We start from the raw sequence: 18930 nt of genomic DNA, 5'->3' as shown, positions 1-18930 counted from the left end.
GCTTGTGTCGAGCGAAGTTGAGACACCCATCGGCGTTGCCCGCGTCGATAGGCGTCTCGACTTCGCTCGACGCGAAGGGGTAGAGGGGTCAGATGGCGTTTTGGACGTATATCCTGCTTTGTGCCGACGGGCTCTATTATACGGGGCATACGGACAATCTTGCGTATCGGGTTAGCCAGCATCAGTCGGGCCAGATTGAAGGCTTCACATCGTCACGCTTGCCCGTCCGCCTTATGTGGTCACAGGATTTCGCAACTCGCTTCGAAGCATTGGACGCCGAGATGCGGATCAAGAAATGGTCGCGCGCCGAAAAGAAGGCGTTGATCAGGGGGACTGGAAAGCCGTGAGCCACTTCGCCAAACCTCCAAGCGAACGCCCGCCCCTCCCCGTTCGCGTCGAGCGAAGTCGAGACGCCCAGCAGCATGGCGTTACCCCGATGGGTGTCTCGACTTTGCTCGACACGAACGGAATTGGGACGACGGTTCGCCAATCAAGAAAAGAAAAGTGACCCTCACCCCCCAATGGCTCGACGAACTGCGATCGCGCATCACGCTGTCGACGCTCATCGGCCGCACGGTGAAGGTCACGCGCGCGGGGCGCGAGTATAAGGCGTGCTGCCCCTTCCATAACGAAAAGACGCCCAGCTTCACGATCAACGACGAAAAGGGCTTCTACCATTGCTTCGGCTGCGGCGCGCATGGCGACGCGATCCGCTGGATGACCGAGCAGCGCGGCCTCAGCTTTATGGATGCGGTGAAGGAACTCGCCGCCGAAGCCGGCATGGACGTCCCCGCCCCCGACCCGCGGGCCGCCAAAAAGGCCGAGGCGCAGGCGAGCCTTCGCGACGTGACGCAGGCCGCCGCCGACTGGTTCGCGCAGCAGCTCGAAAGCAGCAACGGTGCGCCCGCGCGCGACTATCTGGCACGGCGCGGCATTTCGGATGCGACGCGCAAGGCGTTCGGCTTCGGCCTGGCCCCCGACAGCCGCAGCGCGCTGAAGGACGCGCTCAAGAAATTCTCGACTGCAATGCTCGTCGAGGCGGGAATGCTCATCGCCGTCGACGACAAGGACCCGTACGATCGCTTCCGCGGCCGCCTGATGATCCCGATCCGCGACGCGCGCGGACGGGTTATCGCGTTCGGGGGACGCATTTTGGGCGACGGCGAGCCCAAATATCTGAACTCCCCCGACACGCCGCTCTTCGACAAGGGGCGCACGCTCTATAATCTCGACAAGGCGAGCCCCGCATCGCGGCGGACAAACAGGATCATAGTCGTCGAAGGTTATATGGACGTCATCGCGCTCGCCGAAGCAGGGATCGCCGACGCCGTCGCGCCGCTCGGCACCGCGCTCACCGAGAGTCAGCTCGAGATGATCTGGCGGATGGTTCCGGTGCCCCTACTCTGTTTCGATGGCGACAGCGCGGGGCAGAAAGCGGCGATGCGCGCCGCGGCGCGCGCGCTTCCGCTGCTCCGCCCCGGCTTCAGCCTGGCCTTTGCGACCCTGCCCCCCGGTCAGGACCCCGACGACCTTGTCCGGGCGCGCGGCGCCGAAGGGTTCGGCGCGATCCTCGAAGACGCGCAGCCGCTGGTCGAGCGCCTGTGGGCGCACGAGGTTGCCGCGGGTCCTCTCGCCACCCCCGAAGACCGCGCGGCATTGAAGACGCGGTTGCTCGCGCATGCCGACGCGATCCAGGATGCCGATGTCCGCCACCATTATCGCGAGGCGTTCCGCGAAAAACTCGACGCGCTGTTCACGAGGGCGCGCCCCGACCGCGGCCCGCGGGTGCCCTGGGCGCCGCAGCCGGCACGGGGCGGCGGCCGCTTCGCCCCCGATCCGCGGCTGCAGCCGCCCGGCGAGGAAACGCGCGCACTGGGGCAGGCGGGGATTGCCGGGCCGCTCGCCGCCGCGTTGCTGGGTGGGCTGCTCCGCTATCCGGAGGCGATCCGTCGCAATGAGGAGGCGCTGATCCGGCTCGCGATCCCCGATTCCGGCGACGCCGAGCTGCTCGGCGCGATGCTTGACATCGCAAATGCCCGCGAAGGGCTTGATTGCGAGGGGTTGCTTGCCATATTGGAGCCCATGAAAGTGTATAATAGGGCGATGAGATTGCTCAGAGCCGATGGAATGCACTTCTCGTTCAATCGACGGCTCGAAGGCGAAGAGGCCGATGCGGCGCGCGAAACCGCGCTGCGCGACCTTGACGAATATATCGGCGTGCTCGTGACGCAGCCCGAAATCCGTGCCCGGCTTGCCGAGGCGACCGCGGATTACATGCGCACGATGGACGACGAAGGCCATGCTCGGCAGCAAAAGCTGCGCGCGATGGACGAGGATTTGACCCGCCGCCTGGCCGCGCTGTCCGACAGCCGCAGCCAGTAGCGACCCAATTGCCCTTTCAGGCAGGAAGATGTGATGGCCACCAAGAACGAAGCCGATACCGACGCCCCGCTGATCGACCTTAACGAGGCCGACGTCAAAAAGCTGATCGCGCGCGGCAAAAAGCGCGGTTATCTGACCTATGACGAATTGAACGAAGCGCTGCCGCAGGACCAGATGTCGTCCGAGCAGATCGAGGACATCATGTCGGCGATTTCCGACATGGGCATCAATATCGTCGAAAGCGACGAGGATGTGCAGGAAGAAGCCGAACAGGAGGTCGACGACGAGGTCGACGTTTCCGCCGGCACGGGTTCGGTATCGAATCCCGCCATAGAAAAGAAGAAGGAAACGGTCGATCGCACCGACGATCCCGTTCGCATGTACCTGCGCGAAATGGGCGCGGTCGAACTTTTGAGCCGCGAAGGCGAAATCGCGATCGCGAAGCGCATCGAGGCGGGCCGCGACACGATGATCCTTGGCCTGTGCGAAAGTCCCCTGACCTTCAACGCGATCATCGAATGGTCGAACGCGCTCAACAATGGCGACATGCAGCTGCGCGAGATCGTCGACCTCGAAGCGATGCTGTCGAAAGATCCGGCGCCCGAAAACCTCGACGACGAGGGCGCCGAGGATGACGGCGAGATCAGCGAAAAGACCGCAGGCGTCTCGTTCAAGGACGAAGATGAGGTCGAGGAAGAACCCTCCGCCGACGGCGACGACGAAGATGGCGAAGGGTCGTCGGGCAAGCGCGAAAACTTTGAAGAGGATGACGAGGACAATACGCTGAGCCTCGCGGCGATGGAAGAGCTGCTGAAACCCGACGCGCTCGAAAAATTCGCCAATATCACCAAGAGCTTCAAGGCCTTTTCGAAGCTGCAGGAAGCGCGCCTCGAAGCGCTGTCGAGCGGCGAGGAATTTCCGGCGGCGTCGGAAAAGAAATATCACAAGCTGCGCGAGGAACTCACCGCGCAGGTCGAAAGTGTGCAGTTTCACGGCACCAAGATCGAATATCTGGTCGACCAGCTTTACAGCTATAACCGCCGCCTGACCGCGCTCGGCGGCCAGATGCTGCGCCTTGCCGAGCGCCACAAGGTGCCGCGCAAGTCGTTCCTCGACAATTATGTCGGGCGCGAGCTTGAGGAAAACTGGCTCGATCAGGTCGCCGGCATCGACAAGAAATGGGCGGCGTTTGCCGAGAATGAAGCCGCCGCGGTCGATCGGATTCGCATCGAAATTTCGGAAATCGCGCAAGCTGCGGGCATGAGCCTGACCGAATTCCGGCGTGTCGTGAACATGGTCCAGAAAGGCGAACGCGAAGCGCGCATCGCCAAGAAGGAAATGGTCGAGGCGAACCTGCGCCTCGTCATCTCGATCGCCAAGAAATATACGAACCGCGGATTGCAGTTCCTCGACCTTATCCAGGAAGGCAATATCGGTTTGATGAAGGCGGTCGACAAATTCGAATATCGCCGCGGTTACAAGTTCAGCACCTATGCGACCTGGTGGATCCGGCAGGCGATCACCCGCTCGATCGCCGACCAGGCGCGCACGATCCGCATCCCGGTCCATATGATCGAAACGATCAACAAGCTGGTGCGCTGCAGCCGCCAGTTCCTCCACGAAAGCGGCCGCGAGCCGACGCCGGAGGAAATGGCCGAACGGCTTTCGATGCCGCTCGAAAAGGTCCGCAAGGTGATGAAGATCGCCAAGGAACCGATCAGCCTTGAAACGCCGATCGGCGACGAGGAAGACAGCCACCTCGGCGATTTCATCGAGGACAAGAATGCCGTGATCCCGGTCGATGCCGCGGTGCAGTCGAACCTCAAGGAAACGGTGACGCGCGTGCTCGCATCGCTGACCCCGCGCGAGGAACGCGTGCTGCGTATGCGCTTCGGCATCGGCATGAACACCGACCATACGCTCGAAGAAGTCGGCCAGCAGTTCAGCGTGACGCGCGAACGCATCCGCCAGATCGAGGCGAAGGCGCTGCGCAAACTGAAGCACCCGTCGCGCTCGCGCAAGATGCGGTCCTTCCTCGATCAATAGGCGCCGTCTGTAACCCACTGACGACGTTCATCGAATTTTCACGGCGGCCGGTCTAACCGGCCGCCGTTTTTCGTACGCAGCTTGTAGAGCGATGCCTGCCGCCCATATCGGCGGCGCTCTCCCCGAGTTTACGCCATGAAAACAATGCAGGTCGATGGTGCCATTTCCCGATCGTTAGGATATTTTCCCGTGCAAAATGTGGCAGTCGCTGCGCCACCGGGACCGAAACGGTCGGAAATCCACGCATCCCAATAATTGGCACGCCCCTTGCGATGCCTGGGGCACGAGCACGGGACAGAGCCCGCAGCCAAAGGAAAGACAAAATGCGACACGAAACCACCAATCTCTTCCGCCGCCGCGACACCTTCTTCGGTATCTGCGAGGCCGTGGGCCAGGATTTCGGCTTCAATCCGCTGTATCTGCGCCTTGCATTCATCGCGCCGCTCTTTTTCTTCCCCGTCCAGAGCTTCGCCGCCTATTTCGGGCTCGGCCTTCTTGTTCTGGCCTCCCGCCTGCTTTTCCCCGCCAAGGTCGAGGCACGCGTCGCCCCGGCACTCCGCGCGACCGGCGGCGAAGCCGACAAGGCGCCCGAAACGAAGAACGCGGAGCTTGCTCTCGCAGCTTGATCCGAATCGGCCGGGTTCTCTCCCCTCTCCCCGAATCCGCCGCTTCGCTCCGATGACGCTTCGGACGTTATGAAAGGGACCGTCGAGCTTCCCCCGAGGCTCGCCGGTCCCTTTGCCGTTCGGCTTGCCCTGCACACTGTCCCTTGCTGAAACAGTCGCGTCATAAATCCATCTCGACTTATAAACCCGTCGTTTACGACGTTCGCCTATGACGGATCGCCAGCCATTCCATCGGCTTGGCCCAAGCCATGCCCAGAGAGGATCTCGCGTTGAGCCAGTCGCCGCAACCCCGGATACCGACACGCAGCGCCGCCGAGCTTCTCGACGATCTTGTCGCGCGCGAAGGCACCGGCGCGCATCCGCATATCCGGTCGGGCGCGCTGTCGAGCGGCCCCGATGCCATGCGCAACCTTGCCGATGCGGTCCATTTCCTATGCCTGCTCCACGGGCGCTACCCCGGCGTGATCGACAATGCGGCGCGCAAGGCGGTCGATCCCGCGGCGCGCGCCTGGATGGATCAGGCGGCCACCGCTTTCGCCGACGAGCGCGCCTTCCTTTCGAAAATCGCATCGGCGGCCGGCCCGGTGCCGAGCACCCAGGGTCAGGCGCAATGCGAGGCCGCGGTCGCCGCTCAGTGCAAGGCGCTCGACATGCTCGCCGAATCGGATCGTCACGGCTGCGCGCTCGGCGCAGCGATCGCACTCTCGCTCGACTGGCGCACGATTCGTGTACTGCTCGACATCAGTGCGCAACGCCTCGACCTCGCACCGCCGACCTGCTCGCTCCCCGATCTTCCGGGCACCGCACGCCTCGCTGCCAGCACGGCCGACACCCCCGCCGTCGAACGTGCAATGGCGTTCGGCGCGCAGCAGCTCATCGCCCAGCATAGCGGCCTGTGGGATCTTATGGCGGCACGCGCCGCGAGCCGCGCCTTCCCATAAGAACCTGTCCGCCTGCCCGGCGGTGCCTGCCGACTTGCACCCGCTTCCCACGCCCGCTATGCCCGCTTGACGTTCACGTTAAGGGAAAGGCCGCGAGCCGATGCGTTTCGAAGGTACCAGCGCCTATATCGCCACCGACGACCTGAAGGTCGCCGTCAACGCCGCGACGATGCTTCGCCGCCCGCTGCTGGTGAAGGGCGAACCCGGCACCGGCAAGACCGTGCTGGCCGAGGAAATCGCCAAGGCGTTCGATGCGCCGCTGATCACCTGGAACATCAAATCGACCACGAAGGCGCAGCAGGGCCTGTACGAATATGATGCGGTTGCACGCCTGCGCGATGGCCAGCTCGGCGAAGAGCGCGTCCACGACATTCGCAACTATATTAAGAAGGGCAAGCTGTGGGAGGCGTTCACCTCCCCAAAGCTCCCCGTCCTCTTGATCGACGAGATCGACAAGGCCGACATCGAATTTCCGAACGACCTGCTTCAGGAACTCGATCGCATGGCGTTTCACGTCTATGAAACCGACGAGACGATCAGCGCAAAGGAACGGCCGATCGTCGTCATCACCTCGAACAATGAAAAGGAACTGCCCGACGCATTCCTGCGCCGCTGTTTCTTCCACTATATCAAATTCCCCGATCGCGACACGATGGCCGAGATCGTCGAGGTTCACTTCCCTGGCATCCAGAAGACGCTGGTGAGCCGCGCTATGGACATTTTCTATGATGTGCGCGACGTACCCGGGCTCAAGAAAAAGCCCTCGACGAGCGAGCTGATCGACTGGCTCAAACTGCTGCTCGCTGAGGATATGCCATTGGAAGTGCTGCAGAACCGCGATGTCGGAAAAGCGATCCCGCCGCTCCATGGCGCATTGCTCAAAAATGAGCAGGATGTGATGCTGTTCGAAAAGCTCGCCTTCATGGCCCGGCGGCAAGGGGCCTGATGCCCTACGCCGGGCGCTGTTCGTGCGGCGCCATCGCCGTGCGCATTGACGGCGATCCGATCGCCGTGCGCCAGTGCTGGTGCCGCCGCTGCCAGAAGATCGCCGCGGGCGGGCCGACGCATAACGCCATTTTCCGCACGGGCGAGATCGCCGTCGAAGGCGCAATGGCGTCGGACAACTATGTCGCCGACAGCGGCAACGTGCTGACGCGGTGGCACTGTCCGCAATGCGCCACGCCGATGCTCGCAGGCTCATCGGCGCGGCCGGAGATGCGCGTCGTACGCCTCGGCATCCTCGACGCGCCGCATGGGTTGAAGCCGACCATGGCCATCTGGACAAGCGAAGCGCCCGACTGGGCGATCATCGATCCTGCAATGCAAGCGTTCCCGGCACAGCCGCCGGCGCCACCGGCTCCTCAGAGCTGGTAGGCGACCTCGACGTCGCCCCACCGGCGGCCGTTTATGATCGCTGGCATATAGACATTGCGGACGGTCAGATAATTGATGCCGTCGCCTTCCTGCCGATAGACCGTCATGAAAAAGGGCGCAGCGCTGCGTTTTGCCGCAGCGTCGGTCTCGTCGTAAAGGATGCGCCCGTTGCGGCAATGCGCGGTGTCATGTTCGAGGTCGCCGGTCGGCGCGCGCGAACAGTCGGTGATATGCGTGGGCAGAAAGCCGTTCATGTCGCCGGCGGACGACATCTTGATCTCGGGATGCTCGGCGACGATGCGGTCGAACAGCGGGCGCCAGTTGGCGTCGGCCCAGTCACACAGCGTCGTGCGGAACCGTTCGGGGTTCGAGTTCGGCACGCGCACATAATCGGTGTCGAAAAGCTGCTCCATCGTGAGCTCGCCGCGCGCGATCGCCCTTTCGGCAAGACCGACGAACTCGTCGCGCACCTTTGCCGCCAGCTCGACAATTGCCGAATCCTGAGGGCTGACTCCCGCGGAGATCACGGCGTTGAACATGCGGTTCGACACATGCTCCATCGTCAGGATCGATGCGCGCGTGCCCTCCAACGTCGCGCTATTGTCGCGCACAGAAGCGACAACGTGGTCGAGCGCTTCGCGCACCCTCGCGCCATTGGCATGCACCATCGCACTCGACTGCGCGATCCGGTCGCTCTGGTCGTCGAGCAAGGCGACAAGATGCGTCGCGTCGTGGAGCGCGTCGGTGATCGTTTCGAACTGCGCCTCGGCGCGGCTCGACTGTTCGACCCCGCCCTGGATTTCGGCGACGAGCCCGCTCGCTTCGGCGGCGAGGCTGCCGATCGTGCGGCGGATTTCGTCGGTCGCGCCGCGCGTGTTCTGCGCAAGCTTCTTCACCTCGGCGGCGACGACGGCAAAGGTGCGCCCGGCGTCCCCGGCACGCTCGGCCTCGATAGCGGCATTGAGCGCGAGCATATTGGTGGTCTTGGCGATCGCCTCGATCGACTGGCTGACCTGCTGCACCTGCTCCATCACCGCCGCGAAATTGGTGACGTGCGTTCCCAGCCGCGCGACGAGGTCGATGACCGAACGAAATTCGCTGACCGCCGTATTGACGCGCTCGGCGCCGGCGTCGAGCTGTTCGCACGCGCGCGCCGAAAGCAGTTTCGCCTCGTCGGTCGAATCGGCAATCTGGCGCTGATCGGCTTCCAGGCTGACAACATAGTCCTCGAGCCGGCCAAGCTCGGCAATCTGGCGGTCCATCTGGTCGGTCGCGCGCTTGATCCGCCCCGCCGCATCGCTGCATCCGACGGCCAGTTCGCCACAATCGCTCGCGACCGACTGGTCGAGCACCGGCTGGACCGGCGAGATCGATTCATGCTTCATTGCGCCACCCACTCATGTGATCGCGATGCTATGGCGGAGATTGGTTAACGGGGCGTCAATGCGTGAATACAGGCCGGGGGGCGGTTTTGGAGTGGTTTCCAGACCTTCCCTAATTCCGTTCGTGGTTCCCTATGACGACAATCGGTCGCAACCAGCCCGGCACTTTCCGTTTACGTAAAGTGATTGCGCCGCATCGCCGAACACGATACGCCTCTCCCCATGTTTTTCGGCTTTCTCGACGAGCTTCGCGCGGCGGGCATTCCCGCCAGCCTGAAAGAGCATCTGATGTTGCTGGAGGCGCTCGACCGCGAGGTGATCGATCGCAGCCCCGAACAATTCTATTATCTCAGCCGCGCCATCTATGTGAAGGACGAAGGCCTGCTGGACCGTTTCGATCAGGTGTTCAACAAGGTCTTCAAGGGCCTGCTCACCGACTATGGCCAGAACCCCGTCGACATTCCCGAAGAATGGCTGAAAGCCGTCGCCGAAAAATATCTGACGCCCGAGGAGATGGAGGCGATCAAGTCGCTCGGCGACTGGGACGAGATCATGGAGACGCTGAAAAAGCGGCTCGAGGAACAGCAGAAGCGTCACCAGGGCGGCAATAAATGGATCGGCACCGGCGGCACCTCGCCCTTCGGCAACTCGGGCTATAATCCCGAAGGCGTGCGCATCGGCGGCGAAAGCAAGCACAAGCGTGCGCTGAAGGTCTGGGAAAAACGCGAGTTCCAGAATCTCGACAACACGAAGGAACTCGGCACCCGCAACATCAAGATCGCGCTGCGCCGCTTGCGCAAATTCGCGCGCGAGGGGGCAGCGGACGAGCTCGACATTTCTGGCACGATCGACGGCACCGCGCGGCAGGGCTGGCTCGACATCAGAATGCGCCCCGAACGGCGCAATGCGGTCAAGCTGCTGCTCTTCCTCGACGTCGGCGGATCGATGGACCCCTTTATCAAGCTGTGCGAGGAATTGTTCAGCGCCGCGACGAGCGAGTTCAAGAACCTCGAATTCTTCTATTTCCACAACTGCCCCTATGAAGGGGTGTGGAAAGATAATAAGCGCCGCTGGTCCGAACGCACGGCGATGTGGGACATCCTCCACAAATATGGCCATGATTACAAAGTGATCTTCGTCGGCGACGCGTCGATGAGCGCTTACGAGATCACCCATCCTGGCGGCAGTGTCGAACATTTCAACGAGGAATCGGGCGCGGCGTGGATGCAGCGCATCACGCATGTCTATCCCGCCGCCGTGTGGCTGAATCCGGTGCCCGAGGCGCATTGGGGCTACACCCAGTCGGTGAAGCTGATCAAACAGCTGATGAACGACCGCATGTATCCCTTGACCCTCGCGGGGCTCGACGATGCGATGCGCGAGCTGACACGGAAACATTGATCCACATTGTCGTCATCCCGGCGAAGGCCGGGACTTCACCGGTTCGTCGATGTGCGAGGGCGAGATCCCGGCCTTCGCCGGGATGACGATTCCTATTGCCGCGATCCTGCGCTAAGGCGCGCCCATGATCGATCTCCCCCTCGTCACGATCCTGCTGCTCACCGGGTTCATCAACCTGATCGGCGCGCTTGCCTATGCGGCGCGGATCGCGGGGGTGCGGACGCGGCGGATTGCGATGTCGTTCGCGCTCTTCAACATTCTTGTGCTTTTCTCGCGCACCTCGAACAGCTTCCTTGGTCCCTTCCTCGCCAAGCGGATTGAAACGCGCATCCACGACGGCAGCGGCGGGCATCTTTTCCTCGACATGCAGCTGGTGCTCGCCGCGGCGAGCGTCGCGACCTTGATCGGCATAGTGCTCGTGCCCACCGGACAACGCATGTTTGCCGCCGCGATCGGCTGGTATCAGGACAATCGTTCGACGACAAAACTGGCGCTGAAAGCAGTGAGCCCACGCGGTCTCAGGACATTGGGCCGGTCGCTGACCGTGCCCAGCCTGTCACACCTGAAAAGCTGGAAGATGCCAAGGGGCATCGGCTGGGGGGTGCTGATCGCCAACTGCCTTGCGCAATCTTTGCTTGCCGTCGGCGTCGTCGCCTCGCTCTATGCGGGCTATCTCGCCCCCGAATTCCGCGTCACCGCGTCGCAGCTTTCGGCGCTGATCAACGGCTTTGCAACGATTCTGCTGTTTGCCTTCATCGACCCGCAACTGTCGGTGATGACCGACGACGCGGCCGAGGGAAAGGTCGACGAGGCGGATTTCCGCCGCGCGATCACCCTTATCTCGCTGAGCCGTCTGACCGGGACCATCCTGGCGCAGGCCTTGCTGCTGCCCGCTGCCATGCTGATAGCGTGGGTCGCCGTCCATGTCTGACGCCGATCGCAACGATATGGATATGCACAGCCGGTTTCACGCGGTCCGCACGCGGCTGGAGGCGATGGCGGTCGAGCCGGGACCGCGCGGATGGTGCCTGGAATTCCTGGTTTTCGGGTTCAAGCAGGGGTGGGCATGCCTGTTCGGCGGATTGATGCTGGGCCTGCTGCTCGCCACGCATTTCCTTTGGCCCGACGATGCACCCGTCCACCGCTATGACGCAATCACGATCGGCGCGATATTGATCCAGCTCGGCATGCTCGCCTTTCGGCTCGAAACCCCGAAGGAAGCGCTGGTCATCCTGATCTTCCACATCGTTGGCACGGTGATGGAGTTGTTCAAGACCGCCGCGGGGTCGTGGCAATATCCCGAGGCGAGCCTGCTTCACATCGGCGCGGTGCCGCTCTTCTCGGGCTTCATGTACGCCGCGGTCGGCAGCTATATCGCCCGCGTCTGGCGCATCTTCGACTTCCGCTACACCGGCTATCCGCCTGTCTGGACGAGCTACGCCCTCGCCGCCGCGATCTACGTCAATTTCTTCGCGCACCACTGGACCTATGACGTCCGCTGGTTTCTGTTCGCGGCGACTGCTTTCCTGTTCTGGCGCTGTCAGGTGTGGTTCCGGCCGCTGCACGTCCATCGGCGGATGCCGCTACTCGTTGGCTGGGGCCTCGTCGCGCTGTTCATCTGGTTCGCCGAGAATATCGGGACCTTTGCGCGTGCATGGACCTATCCGAACCAGGGCAATGGGTGGCAGATGGTCGGCATTGAAAAGCTTGGCAGCTGGTATCTGCTGATGATCATCTCGTTCGTGCTGGTCAGCCTGGTGCAGCGGCCTAGGAAGCCTGACGCCGCCGCCTGATCATTTCGCTATTTTCATCATCCCGGCGAAGGCCGGGATAACGGTGGAACTTAAAAGGTCTTTGGCCCCTAACCAAAAGGCCGGTCGATCGACGGCGGCGGTTCGCTGAACCATTTCGGGCCGCTGTCGGTCATGTGGAAGCAGTCCTCGAGCCTTATGCCGAACTCGCCGGGGATATAGATGCCGGGTTCGTTGGAGAAGCACATGCCGGGCGCGAGCCTCGTCGTTTCACCGTGTACCAGGTTGATTGGCTCGTGCCCGTCGAGCCCGATACCGTGGCCGGTGCGGTGCGACGTGCCGGGAAGCTTGTAGCCGGGGCCCCAGCCGAGGCTCTCGTAATAGGCGCGCACCGCATCATCGACCTTGCCCGCGGGCGTGCCAACCTTGGCTGCTGCGAAGGCGACGTCCTGCCCCTTGCGCATCTGGTCCCACACCTGACGCTGGCGCGGCGTCGCCTTGCCGTAAACGAAGCTGCGCGAAATGTCAGACTGATAGCCGTGGACGGTCGCGCCGCAATCCATCAGCACGACCTCGCCTTCCTTCACCGCCTGCGGCTTGCCCGATCCGTGCGGATAGGCGCTCGCCTCGCCGAGCAGGATCAACTCGAACTCGCTGCGTCCGCCGAGCGCAATGGTCGCCGCCTTCATAATGGCGGCGATTTCGGCCGGGGACATCCCCGCTTCCACCCGCGGCGCGGTGTGGCGATAGGCAGCGAGCGTGATGTCGGCGGCGATCTGCATCAGCGCGATTTCGGCGGGTGATTTATGCATCCGGCACCCACGCACGACAGGCGCGCCATTCACCACGGTCGCGCCCGGCATCGCCTTTTCGAGCCCGTCGACGGCGAAATAGCGCACCGTTTCCTCGACGCCGATGCGCCCCTTGGCCAGACCGCGCTTGCCCAGCCACGCCGCCACAGCGGCGAGCGGGTTGTCGTCCTCGTTCCACGTCAGCACCTCGGCGTCGACGCCCAGGCTTTCGCGCACCGAGGGTTCCTCGAAGAAAGGCGTGACCACCGCCACTTCGCCCTCGCGCGTCAGCACCGCAGCGGTCAGCCGCTCGCTGCGCGACCAGCGTACGCCGGTGAAATAGATGAGGCTCGACCCCGGCTCGATCAGCAGCGCGCCGATGTCGTTCGCGGCCATGAGTTCCTTCGCCTTGGCGATCCGCGCCATGCGTTCGGGCTTGCCGATGGGGACCGCCCTGGCGGCAAGATTGGGGAGGCCCGCAGTGTCGGCAGCCAGCGCCGGTAGCGGCAGCGTTACCGCCAGCCCGCCGATTGCCGCCGTGCCAAGAAACTGCCTCCGGTGCATTCGTATCCCTTTCGTCAATAAATAAGCAGATCAGCGGTTTCCTCGCGCCACCCCGCCTCGTCGGGCAGCGCCAACGCGTCGAGATCGCCCGGCGTCGCGGCCGCATCGTCGACCCACTCGCGTAGCTCCGGGCCGCCGTTGATCACGTCGATCGCGAGCATGTCCTCGGTATATTCATATTTGAAATCGGTGCCGCGCCAGAGCGGATAGTCGGGATAAAGCGAGTGGATCGCCTTGAACCCCAGCGCCTGCACGCGCCACGGGCGGAACGCCGCATGGTCGTACCAGCCGCCCTCGGCGTGGATATGGATGCCGCTGTTCAGCTCCTTCATATGTTTGTGAAAGGTCGGTTCGAACCAAATGTCGCGGAGCTTGCATCCGCCAAGCCATTCGGGCGCGAGGCGGTGCATTTCGGCGATCACTGCGCGCGCGTCGATGTCGGGGGCACCGAACAGTTCGAGCGGGCGCGTCGTGCCGCGTCCCTCGCTGAGCGTCGCGCCCTCTACCATCACCGTGCCGGCATAGGCGCGCGCCATGTTGACGTTCGCGGCGTTCGGGCTGGGGTTGATCCACACCCGATCGGTGGGCCAGCCGAAGCCCGGTCCGTCAGGCTGCCACCCCGCCATTTCGATCACGCGATAGTCGACATCGAGCCCGAAGCGGCGGATGAACCAGTGTCCCATCTCGCCCATCGTCAGCCCGTGGCGCATCACCATCGGCCCCGCGCCGACGAAGCTTTCCCAGCCGGCCCGAAGCCGGGTGCCCTCGACCGGTCGCCCCGCCGGATTCGGGCGATCGAGCACCCACACCGCCTTGCCATGCTGCGCCGCGGCTTCGAGTACATAGAGGAGGGTCGTTACATAGGTGTAGATGCGGCAGCCCAGATCCTGAAGGTCGACGAGCATCACGTCGAAGGTGTGCATCGACTGTCCCGACGGGCGCCGCACTTCGCCATAGAGGCTGAAAACGGGCACGCCATAGGTCGGGTCGGTGAAGTCTGGGGACTCCATCATATTGTCCTGAAGGTCGCCACGCACGCCGTGCTGCGGCCCGAAGACTGCGGTGACGTCGATTCCCGCCGCGACCAGCGCGTCGAGGCTGTGAACGAGGTCGGCAGTGACCGACGCAGGGTGCGCCAGCAACGCCACGCGCTTTCCCTGAAGCGGTTTGCGGAGCGCAGGGTCGGCGAGCAGGCGATCGATGCCGAATTGGATTGTCATGCCCGTCCGGGTGCCTCAAGCGTGAGCGCAAAGCAATCGGGATGATGGAAGTCGGGCTTGCCGGGCGGATGGGCGAGTGCCCAATAGCTTTTGGTGCCGTCGAGTTCCTCGATCACCGCCGACAACGCAAGCCTCGCGCCAAGTTCTGGAAAGATGCCCGGCTCGACGCGCAGCGCATAGCTTTGCTCGCCGCGTTCGGCGCGCATTTCCCACGGCGCAAGCTCGTCGGAGCGCAGAAACGAGCGATAATCGTCGAACTGATAACAGGCCCAGCGGCCATCGGGGCTGTAGTTGAACTCGGTATAGTCGGGCTGCCCCTCTTCGGTCAGAAAGGCTTCGAAACAGGTGCTTTCCCAGAGACCGTCGGTCGCGCTGTCGGCGATGACCAATTCGCCCTCGCCATGCGGCAGCACAAGGTCGGCGATCGCGCCGCCGACGATATAGCGCAGCGCAAAGCCGTCGTCGAACGACAGGCTGATTTCGACCGCAACCGATCGCACCGCCTTGCCCGGCGTATCGGGATGGCAGATCAGTTCCTTGCGCATGCTATCCAAATATCAAACCCCGTGCTAAGCGCCCGCCCGCTATGACCAGTTACCAATCCGACCTGCTGCGCCTTCTCGACGAGCGAGGCTATATCCATCAGATGACCGACGCGGAAGGGCTCGATGCTCTTGCGGCGAAACAGATCGTCCCCGGATATATCGGCTTCGACGCAACCGCGCCCAGCCTGCACGTCGGCAGCCTCGTCCAGATCATGATGCTGCGCCGCCTGCAACAGACGGGGCACAAGCCGATCGTGCTGATGGGCGGCGGCACGACGCGCATCGGCGACCCGACGGGACGCGACGAGAGCCGCAAGATGCTGTCGGACGCGACGATCGCGGCGAACATCGCCTCGATCTTCAGCATCTTTCAACGCTTCCTGACCTTTGGCGACGGTCCGACCGACGCGGTGATGGTCGACAATCAGGACTGGCTGGGCAAGCTCGGCTATATCGAGCTGCTGCAGGAAGTCGGCACGCATTTCACGATAAACCGCATGATGACCTTTGATTCGGTCAAGCTGCGGCTCGACCGCGAACAGCCGATGACCTTCCTCGAATTCAATTACATGATCCTGCAAGGTTATGATTTCCGCTACTTGTCGAAGGAACGCGGCGTGCGGCTCCAGATGGGCGGGTCGGACCAGTGGGGCAACATCGTCAACGGCATGGAACTCGGCCGCCGGATGGACGGCGCCGACCTCTATGGTCTCACGACTCCGCTGCTCACCACCGCCGCGGGAGCGAAAATGGGCAAGACCGCCGCCGGCGCCGTGTGGCTCAATCCCGAACAACTGTCCCATTTTGACTATTGGCAATATTGGCGCAATTGCGACGACCGCGACGTCGGCAAGTTTCTGCGGCTGTTCACCGACCTGCCGCTTGCCGAGGTCGCCCGGCTCGAAGCGCTTGCGGGCGCCGAGATCAACGAGGCGAAGAAGATCCTCGCGAACGAGGCGACGGCGATGTGCCGCGGCGCCGAGGCGGCAAGGGCCGCCGCCGAAACCGCCGCGCAAACCTTTGAAATGGGACAGATCGGCGGCGACCTTCCGCAAGTTGCGGCGCCTGCCGATGGCATCACCATCGTCGATGCGCTGCGCGAACTCGGCTTTGCCGCGTCGAACAAGGAAGCACGCCGCAAGCTCGACGAGGGGGCGGTAAAGGTCGACGGCGTCGTCGTTCGCGACCCGGCGCACCGGATCACGCCGGTCGACGGCGACATACCGCTGAGCCTCGGTTCAAAAAAACATGGCCTTGTGACGCGGTAGCGCGCAAAAAGCGTTTACCACTTCTTCAGCAATCCTGTGGATCGTCATGCCCAAATCAACAAGGTCCACAAAAATGCGCAAGATTGACACGAGCAAGGCCCATTATGTCGGCCTCGACCAGCGGATCGCGCCGCGGAGCGACGTTTATTGCCGCCTGCCCTTCGTCATGCCCGACGGGCGGCAGGAAATGTGCACCTGCGTCAACATCAGCGCCGACGGTCTGCTGATGCGGTTCGAGCGCGGGCTGGAGCCTGGCGACCTCGTCGTGTTCCGTATGCCGATCATCGGCCGCGCGGCTGCGAAAGTCGTCTGGTCGCTCGGCGGCAAGACGGGCGTGCAGTTCGAAAAGTCGATCACGGCCGAGGATTATCTGCCGATGATCCGCGCCATGGGCGCGCGCGGCGACGTCAACTAAGGCTCTCCGATAGCGTCGCCCCCGCGAAGGCGGGGGCCGCTGTCGGCCCGACTCTCCGTTGTTGCGTAAACTTCGAGCGGCCCCCGCCTTCGCGGGGGCGACGTTTATTCACCCACTCCGCAATAACGGCACCGCCGCGTCGCGTTCAAACATGTAGAGGCAGTTCCGCACTGCATCGCCGCGCGCACCCTCAATGCCGCCGTCGCGTTCGACGAACAGCCGCGCGTCGTCGTGCGCCACCGGGAGCAGTCGCACCAGCTGTTCGGGCGTCGCAAGCCGGTAATCGGCATCGCCCGATTGCTTGAGCCCGAGCAATTCGCCTCCACCGCGCAGTTCGAGATCCTTTTCGGCGATCACGAACCCGTCATTGGTGTCGCGCATCAATGCGAGCCGCTCGCGCGCGGTGTCGGAAAGGTTTTGCGACCGGAGAAGCAGACACACCGACTTGGCGGCGCCGCGGCCGACGCGGCCGCGGAGCTGGTGAAGCTGCGCGAGCCCGAAATTTTCGGCATGTTCGACGACCATCAGGCTGGCCGCGGGGACATCGACGCCGACCTCGATCACCGTCGTCGCGACGAGTACGCCGATCTCGCCCGCCTGAAAGCGCGCCATGACCTCATCCTTTTCGGGTCCCTTCATCCGGCCGTGGACGAGCCCGACGCGCGCGTCGCCCAGCCGCTCGCGCAACAGCGCGGCGCGGTCCTCGGCCGCCGAAAGCTCGCTGCCCTCGCTCTCGGCGACGAGCGGGCATACCCAATAAGCCTGCGCGCCGGTCGCGAGGTGACGGTCGAGCCCAACGATCACATCGTCGAGCCGGTCGAGCGAGATGACGCGCGTGTCGACGGGGGTGCGCCCCGGCGGCATCTCGTCGAGCCGCGACACGTCCATCTCGCCATGGTTGGCGAGCAAAAGCGTGCGCGGGATCGGGGTCGCGGTCATCACGAGCAGATGCGGCGGGCGCTGCCCCTTTGCCGTGAGCATCAACCGCTGCGCGACGCCGAAGCGATGCTGCTCGTCCACGACGACGAGCGCCAGGTCGCGGTAGCTCACCGCCTGCTGGAAAATCGCGTGCGTGCCGACCAGAATGTCGATGCTGCCATCGGCGAGACCCATCAGCGTCGATTCGCGCGCCTTGCCCTTGTCGCGGCCGGTCAGGATCGCGAGGTTGACGGACAACCCGCCGAGCATGGCCTGCAAGGTCGCATAATGCTGGCGCGCGAGGATTTCGGTGGGCGCGAGCAGCGCCGCCTGCGTCCCCGCCTCGACCGCCGCGAGCATGGCGCGCAGCGCCACCAGCGTCTTGCCCGACCCGACATCGCCCTGCAGCATCCGCAGCATCGGCTTGTCCTGCGCCATATCGTCCGCAATTTCCCGCCCCACCCGCTCCTGCGCGCCGGTAAGCCCGAAGGGCAGTCGCAGAGCGCCGGTCAACCGCCCGTCGCCGCGGATCGCCCGCCCCTTGCGCGCGCGCAGCCCCTCGCGGATCAGCATCAATGCGACCTGGCTGGCGAAAATCTCGTCATAGGCCAGCCGGTCGCGCGCCGCTTCCTCGCGCGGACTGGCGTGGGCGCGCTCCATCGCCGCTTTCCACGACGGCCAGCCACGGCTCTCGATCAACGGTGCGTCGATCCATTCGGCAAGATCGGGCCGCCGTTCGAGCGCGACCGCAGCGAGCTGCGACAGTCGCGCGTTGGTGAGCCCCTCGGTCAGCGGATAGACGGGCTCGTGCACCGCGATCGCCGCCTCGTCGCCGGGTTCGGCCACATGGTCGGGGTGCACGATCTGGCGCATGTCGCCATAAAGGTCGAGCCGCCCCGAGACGCGCCGTGTCTCGCCCAGCGGAAAGAGCTTGCGCGCGAGGCCCGATGTGCGGCCGAAATAGACGAGGCGGACATGGTCGCCCGCGCTGTCGAACGCCTCGACGCCGAAAGGCGCGCGAGGGGACCGGCCCGGACGGTAATCCTGCGCCGTCACCTCGACGATGATCGTCTGCCCGGCCTGCGCCTGATCGAGCCGATCGACGGGGACGCGGGAGATGAGGCCGGTGGGCAGGTGGAACAGCACATCGACCACGCGCTCCAGTCCCAGCCGCGCTAAAGGCTTGGCGAGCTGCGGCCCGACGCCCTTGAGGTCGGTGAGCGCAGCAAAGAGCGGGTTGAGGATATCGGGTCGCATCGCTAGGGCGTGTCTAGCCTCGAACCCTTCGCTTTGCCCAGCCCTCGTC

General features: G+C 63.9%; 17 protein-coding genes. 12 read left to right on the top strand and 5 right to left on the bottom strand.

All coding sequences use genetic code 11. The features are described 5' to 3' along the window. Positions 1–92: 92 nt before the first annotated feature. The 7 genes from RIA72_RS16030 to RIA72_RS16000 all read left to right on the top strand — a co-directional run bounded on the left by RIA72_RS16030 (position 93) and on the right by RIA72_RS16000 (position 7369). Positions 93–347, top strand: a complete 255-nt coding sequence (locus RIA72_RS16030; protein WP_350033066.1) for a GIY-YIG nuclease family protein — start codon at positions 93–95, stop codon at positions 345–347. Between the two features lie 157 nt (positions 348–504). Beyond that, the gene (gene dnaG / locus RIA72_RS16025) at positions 505–2382 is read left to right on the top strand and encodes a DNA primase (protein WP_350033065.1); all 1878 of its coding nucleotides are present in this window, start codon (positions 505–507) and stop codon (positions 2380–2382) included. A gap of 33 nt (positions 2383–2415) precedes the next feature. Further along, on the top strand, positions 2416–4428 hold the full coding sequence (gene rpoD, locus RIA72_RS16020; protein WP_350033064.1) for an RNA polymerase sigma factor RpoD: 2013 nt from the start codon (positions 2416–2418) through the stop codon (positions 4426–4428). A 323-nt stretch (positions 4429–4751) separates the two neighbouring features. Next, entirely contained in the window at positions 4752–5054 is a 303-nt protein-coding gene (locus RIA72_RS16015; protein ID WP_350033063.1) for a PspC domain-containing protein, read from the top strand. A 248-nt stretch (positions 5055–5302) separates the two neighbouring features. Then, entirely contained in the window at positions 5303–5995 is a 693-nt protein-coding gene (locus tag RIA72_RS16010; RefSeq protein WP_502957974.1) for a DUF6975 family protein, read from the top strand. Between the two features lie 100 nt (positions 5996–6095). Further along, complete coding sequence (locus RIA72_RS16005; protein WP_350033062.1) at positions 6096–6941, top strand: AAA family ATPase; 846 nt, start codon at positions 6096–6098, stop codon at positions 6939–6941. Continuing rightward, the gene (locus RIA72_RS16000; protein WP_350033061.1) at positions 6941–7369 is read left to right on the top strand and encodes a GFA family protein; all 429 of its coding nucleotides are present in this window, start codon (positions 6941–6943) and stop codon (positions 7367–7369) included. The genes RIA72_RS16005 and RIA72_RS16000 overlap by 1 nt, the downstream gene beginning before the upstream one ends. On the opposite strand, the gene RIA72_RS15995 is transcribed toward RIA72_RS16000, so the two are convergent. Beyond that, the gene (locus RIA72_RS15995; protein WP_350033060.1) at positions 7357–8754 is read right to left on the bottom strand and encodes a methyl-accepting chemotaxis protein; all 1398 of its coding nucleotides are present in this window, start codon (positions 8752–8754) and stop codon (positions 7357–7359) included. The genes RIA72_RS16000 and RIA72_RS15995 overlap by 13 nt on opposite strands. A gap of 219 nt (positions 8755–8973) precedes the next feature. On the opposite strand from RIA72_RS15995, the gene RIA72_RS15990 reads away from it, so the two are divergent. The 3 genes from RIA72_RS15990 (at position 8974) to RIA72_RS15980 (ending at position 11945) form a co-directional block, all read left to right on the top strand. Beyond that, positions 8974–10152 carry a vWA domain-containing protein gene (locus tag RIA72_RS15990; RefSeq protein ID WP_350033059.1) on the top strand — a complete coding sequence of 393 codons (1179 nt, stop codon included), beginning with the start codon at positions 8974–8976 and terminating at the stop codon, positions 10150–10152. A gap of 124 nt (positions 10153–10276) precedes the next feature. Further along, positions 10277–11083 (top strand): lipid II flippase Amj family protein, encoded by an 807-nt coding sequence (locus RIA72_RS15985; protein ID WP_350033058.1) that lies wholly within the window; start codon positions 10277–10279, stop codon positions 11081–11083. After that, positions 11076–11945, top strand: a complete 870-nt coding sequence (locus RIA72_RS15980) for a DUF817 domain-containing protein (RefSeq protein ID WP_350033057.1) — start codon at positions 11076–11078, stop codon at positions 11943–11945. The genes RIA72_RS15985 and RIA72_RS15980 overlap by 8 nt, the downstream gene beginning before the upstream one ends. A gap of 68 nt (positions 11946–12013) precedes the next feature. Here RIA72_RS15980 and RIA72_RS15975 read toward each other — a convergent pair whose 3' ends face one another. The 3 genes from RIA72_RS15975 to RIA72_RS15965 are packed head-to-tail and all read right to left on the bottom strand — an operon-like array spanning position 12014 to position 15023. After that, on the bottom strand, positions 12014–13258 hold the full coding sequence (locus RIA72_RS15975) for a M24 family metallopeptidase (protein ID WP_350033056.1): 1245 nt from the start codon (positions 13256–13258) through the stop codon (positions 12014–12016). 14 nt (positions 13259–13272) lie between these two features. Continuing rightward, entirely contained in the window at positions 13273–14472 is a 1200-nt protein-coding gene (locus tag RIA72_RS15970) for an exo-beta-N-acetylmuramidase NamZ family protein (RefSeq protein WP_350033210.1), read from the bottom strand. Positions 14473–14474: 2 nt separating this feature from the next. Beyond that, a complete protein-coding gene (locus tag RIA72_RS15965; protein ID WP_350033209.1) occupies positions 14475–15023 on the bottom strand; it encodes a DOMON-like domain-containing protein in 549 nt (182 codons plus the stop codon). A 41-nt stretch (positions 15024–15064) separates the two neighbouring features. On the opposite strand from RIA72_RS15965, the gene tyrS reads away from it, so the two are divergent. Together tyrS and RIA72_RS15955 are read left to right on the top strand one after the other, a co-directional pair. Beyond that, entirely contained in the window at positions 15065–16291 is a 1227-nt protein-coding gene (gene tyrS / locus RIA72_RS15960; protein ID WP_350033055.1) for a tyrosine--tRNA ligase, read from the top strand. 73 nt (positions 16292–16364) lie between these two features. Then, a complete protein-coding gene (locus tag RIA72_RS15955) occupies positions 16365–16706 on the top strand; it encodes a PilZ domain-containing protein (protein WP_350033054.1) in 342 nt (113 codons plus the stop codon). A gap of 108 nt (positions 16707–16814) precedes the next feature. Here the strand turns inward: RIA72_RS15955 and recG are convergent, their stop codons facing one another. After that, entirely contained in the window at positions 16815–18881 is a 2067-nt protein-coding gene (gene recG, locus RIA72_RS15950) for an ATP-dependent DNA helicase RecG (RefSeq protein ID WP_350033053.1), read from the bottom strand. Between the last annotated feature and the right edge of the window lie 49 nt (positions 18882–18930).

The sequence above is a fragment of the Sphingopyxis sp. genome (genome assembly GCF_040216815.1).
Lineage (GTDB): Bacteria > Pseudomonadota > Alphaproteobacteria > Sphingomonadales > Sphingomonadaceae > Sphingopyxis.
Note: the sequence above shows the minus strand (reverse complement) of the source record. Positions and strands in the feature narration are given on the sequence as shown.

Bases quoted from the DNA above. Each gene is read 5' to 3' on its own strand.
- RIA72_RS16030 (WP_350033066.1), top strand. From the start codon at position 93: ATGGCGTTTTGGACGTATATCCTGCTTTGTGCCGACGGGCTCTATTAT.
- rpoD (WP_350033064.1), top strand. From the start codon at position 2,416: ATGGCCACCAAGAACGAAGCCGATACCGACGCCCCGCTGATCGACCTT.
- RIA72_RS16015 (WP_350033063.1), top strand. From the start codon at position 4,752: ATGCGACACGAAACCACCAATCTCTTCCGCCGCCGCGACACCTTCTTC.
- RIA72_RS16010 (WP_502957974.1), top strand. From the start codon at position 5,303: ATGCCCAGAGAGGATCTCGCGTTGAGCCAGTCGCCGCAACCCCGGATA.
- RIA72_RS16005 (WP_350033062.1), top strand. From the start codon at position 6,096: ATGCGTTTCGAAGGTACCAGCGCCTATATCGCCACCGACGACCTGAAG.
- RIA72_RS16000 (WP_350033061.1), top strand. From the start codon at position 6,941: ATGCCCTACGCCGGGCGCTGTTCGTGCGGCGCCATCGCCGTGCGCATT.
- RIA72_RS15995 (WP_350033060.1), bottom strand. From the start codon at position 8,754: ATGAAGCATGAATCGATCTCGCCGGTCCAGCCGGTGCTCGACCAGTCG.
- RIA72_RS15990 (WP_350033059.1), top strand. From the start codon at position 8,974: ATGTTTTTCGGCTTTCTCGACGAGCTTCGCGCGGCGGGCATTCCCGCC.
- RIA72_RS15985 (WP_350033058.1), top strand. From the start codon at position 10,277: ATGATCGATCTCCCCCTCGTCACGATCCTGCTGCTCACCGGGTTCATC.
- RIA72_RS15980 (WP_350033057.1), top strand. From the start codon at position 11,076: ATGTCTGACGCCGATCGCAACGATATGGATATGCACAGCCGGTTTCAC.
- RIA72_RS15975 (WP_350033056.1), bottom strand. From the start codon at position 13,258: ATGCACCGGAGGCAGTTTCTTGGCACGGCGGCAATCGGCGGGCTGGCG.
- RIA72_RS15965 (WP_350033209.1), bottom strand. From the start codon at position 15,023: ATGCGCAAGGAACTGATCTGCCATCCCGATACGCCGGGCAAGGCGGTG.
- tyrS (WP_350033055.1), top strand. From the start codon at position 15,065: ATGACCAGTTACCAATCCGACCTGCTGCGCCTTCTCGACGAGCGAGGC.
- RIA72_RS15955 (WP_350033054.1), top strand. From the start codon at position 16,365: ATGCGCAAGATTGACACGAGCAAGGCCCATTATGTCGGCCTCGACCAG.
- recG (WP_350033053.1), bottom strand. From the start codon at position 18,881: ATGCGACCCGATATCCTCAACCCGCTCTTTGCTGCGCTCACCGACCTC.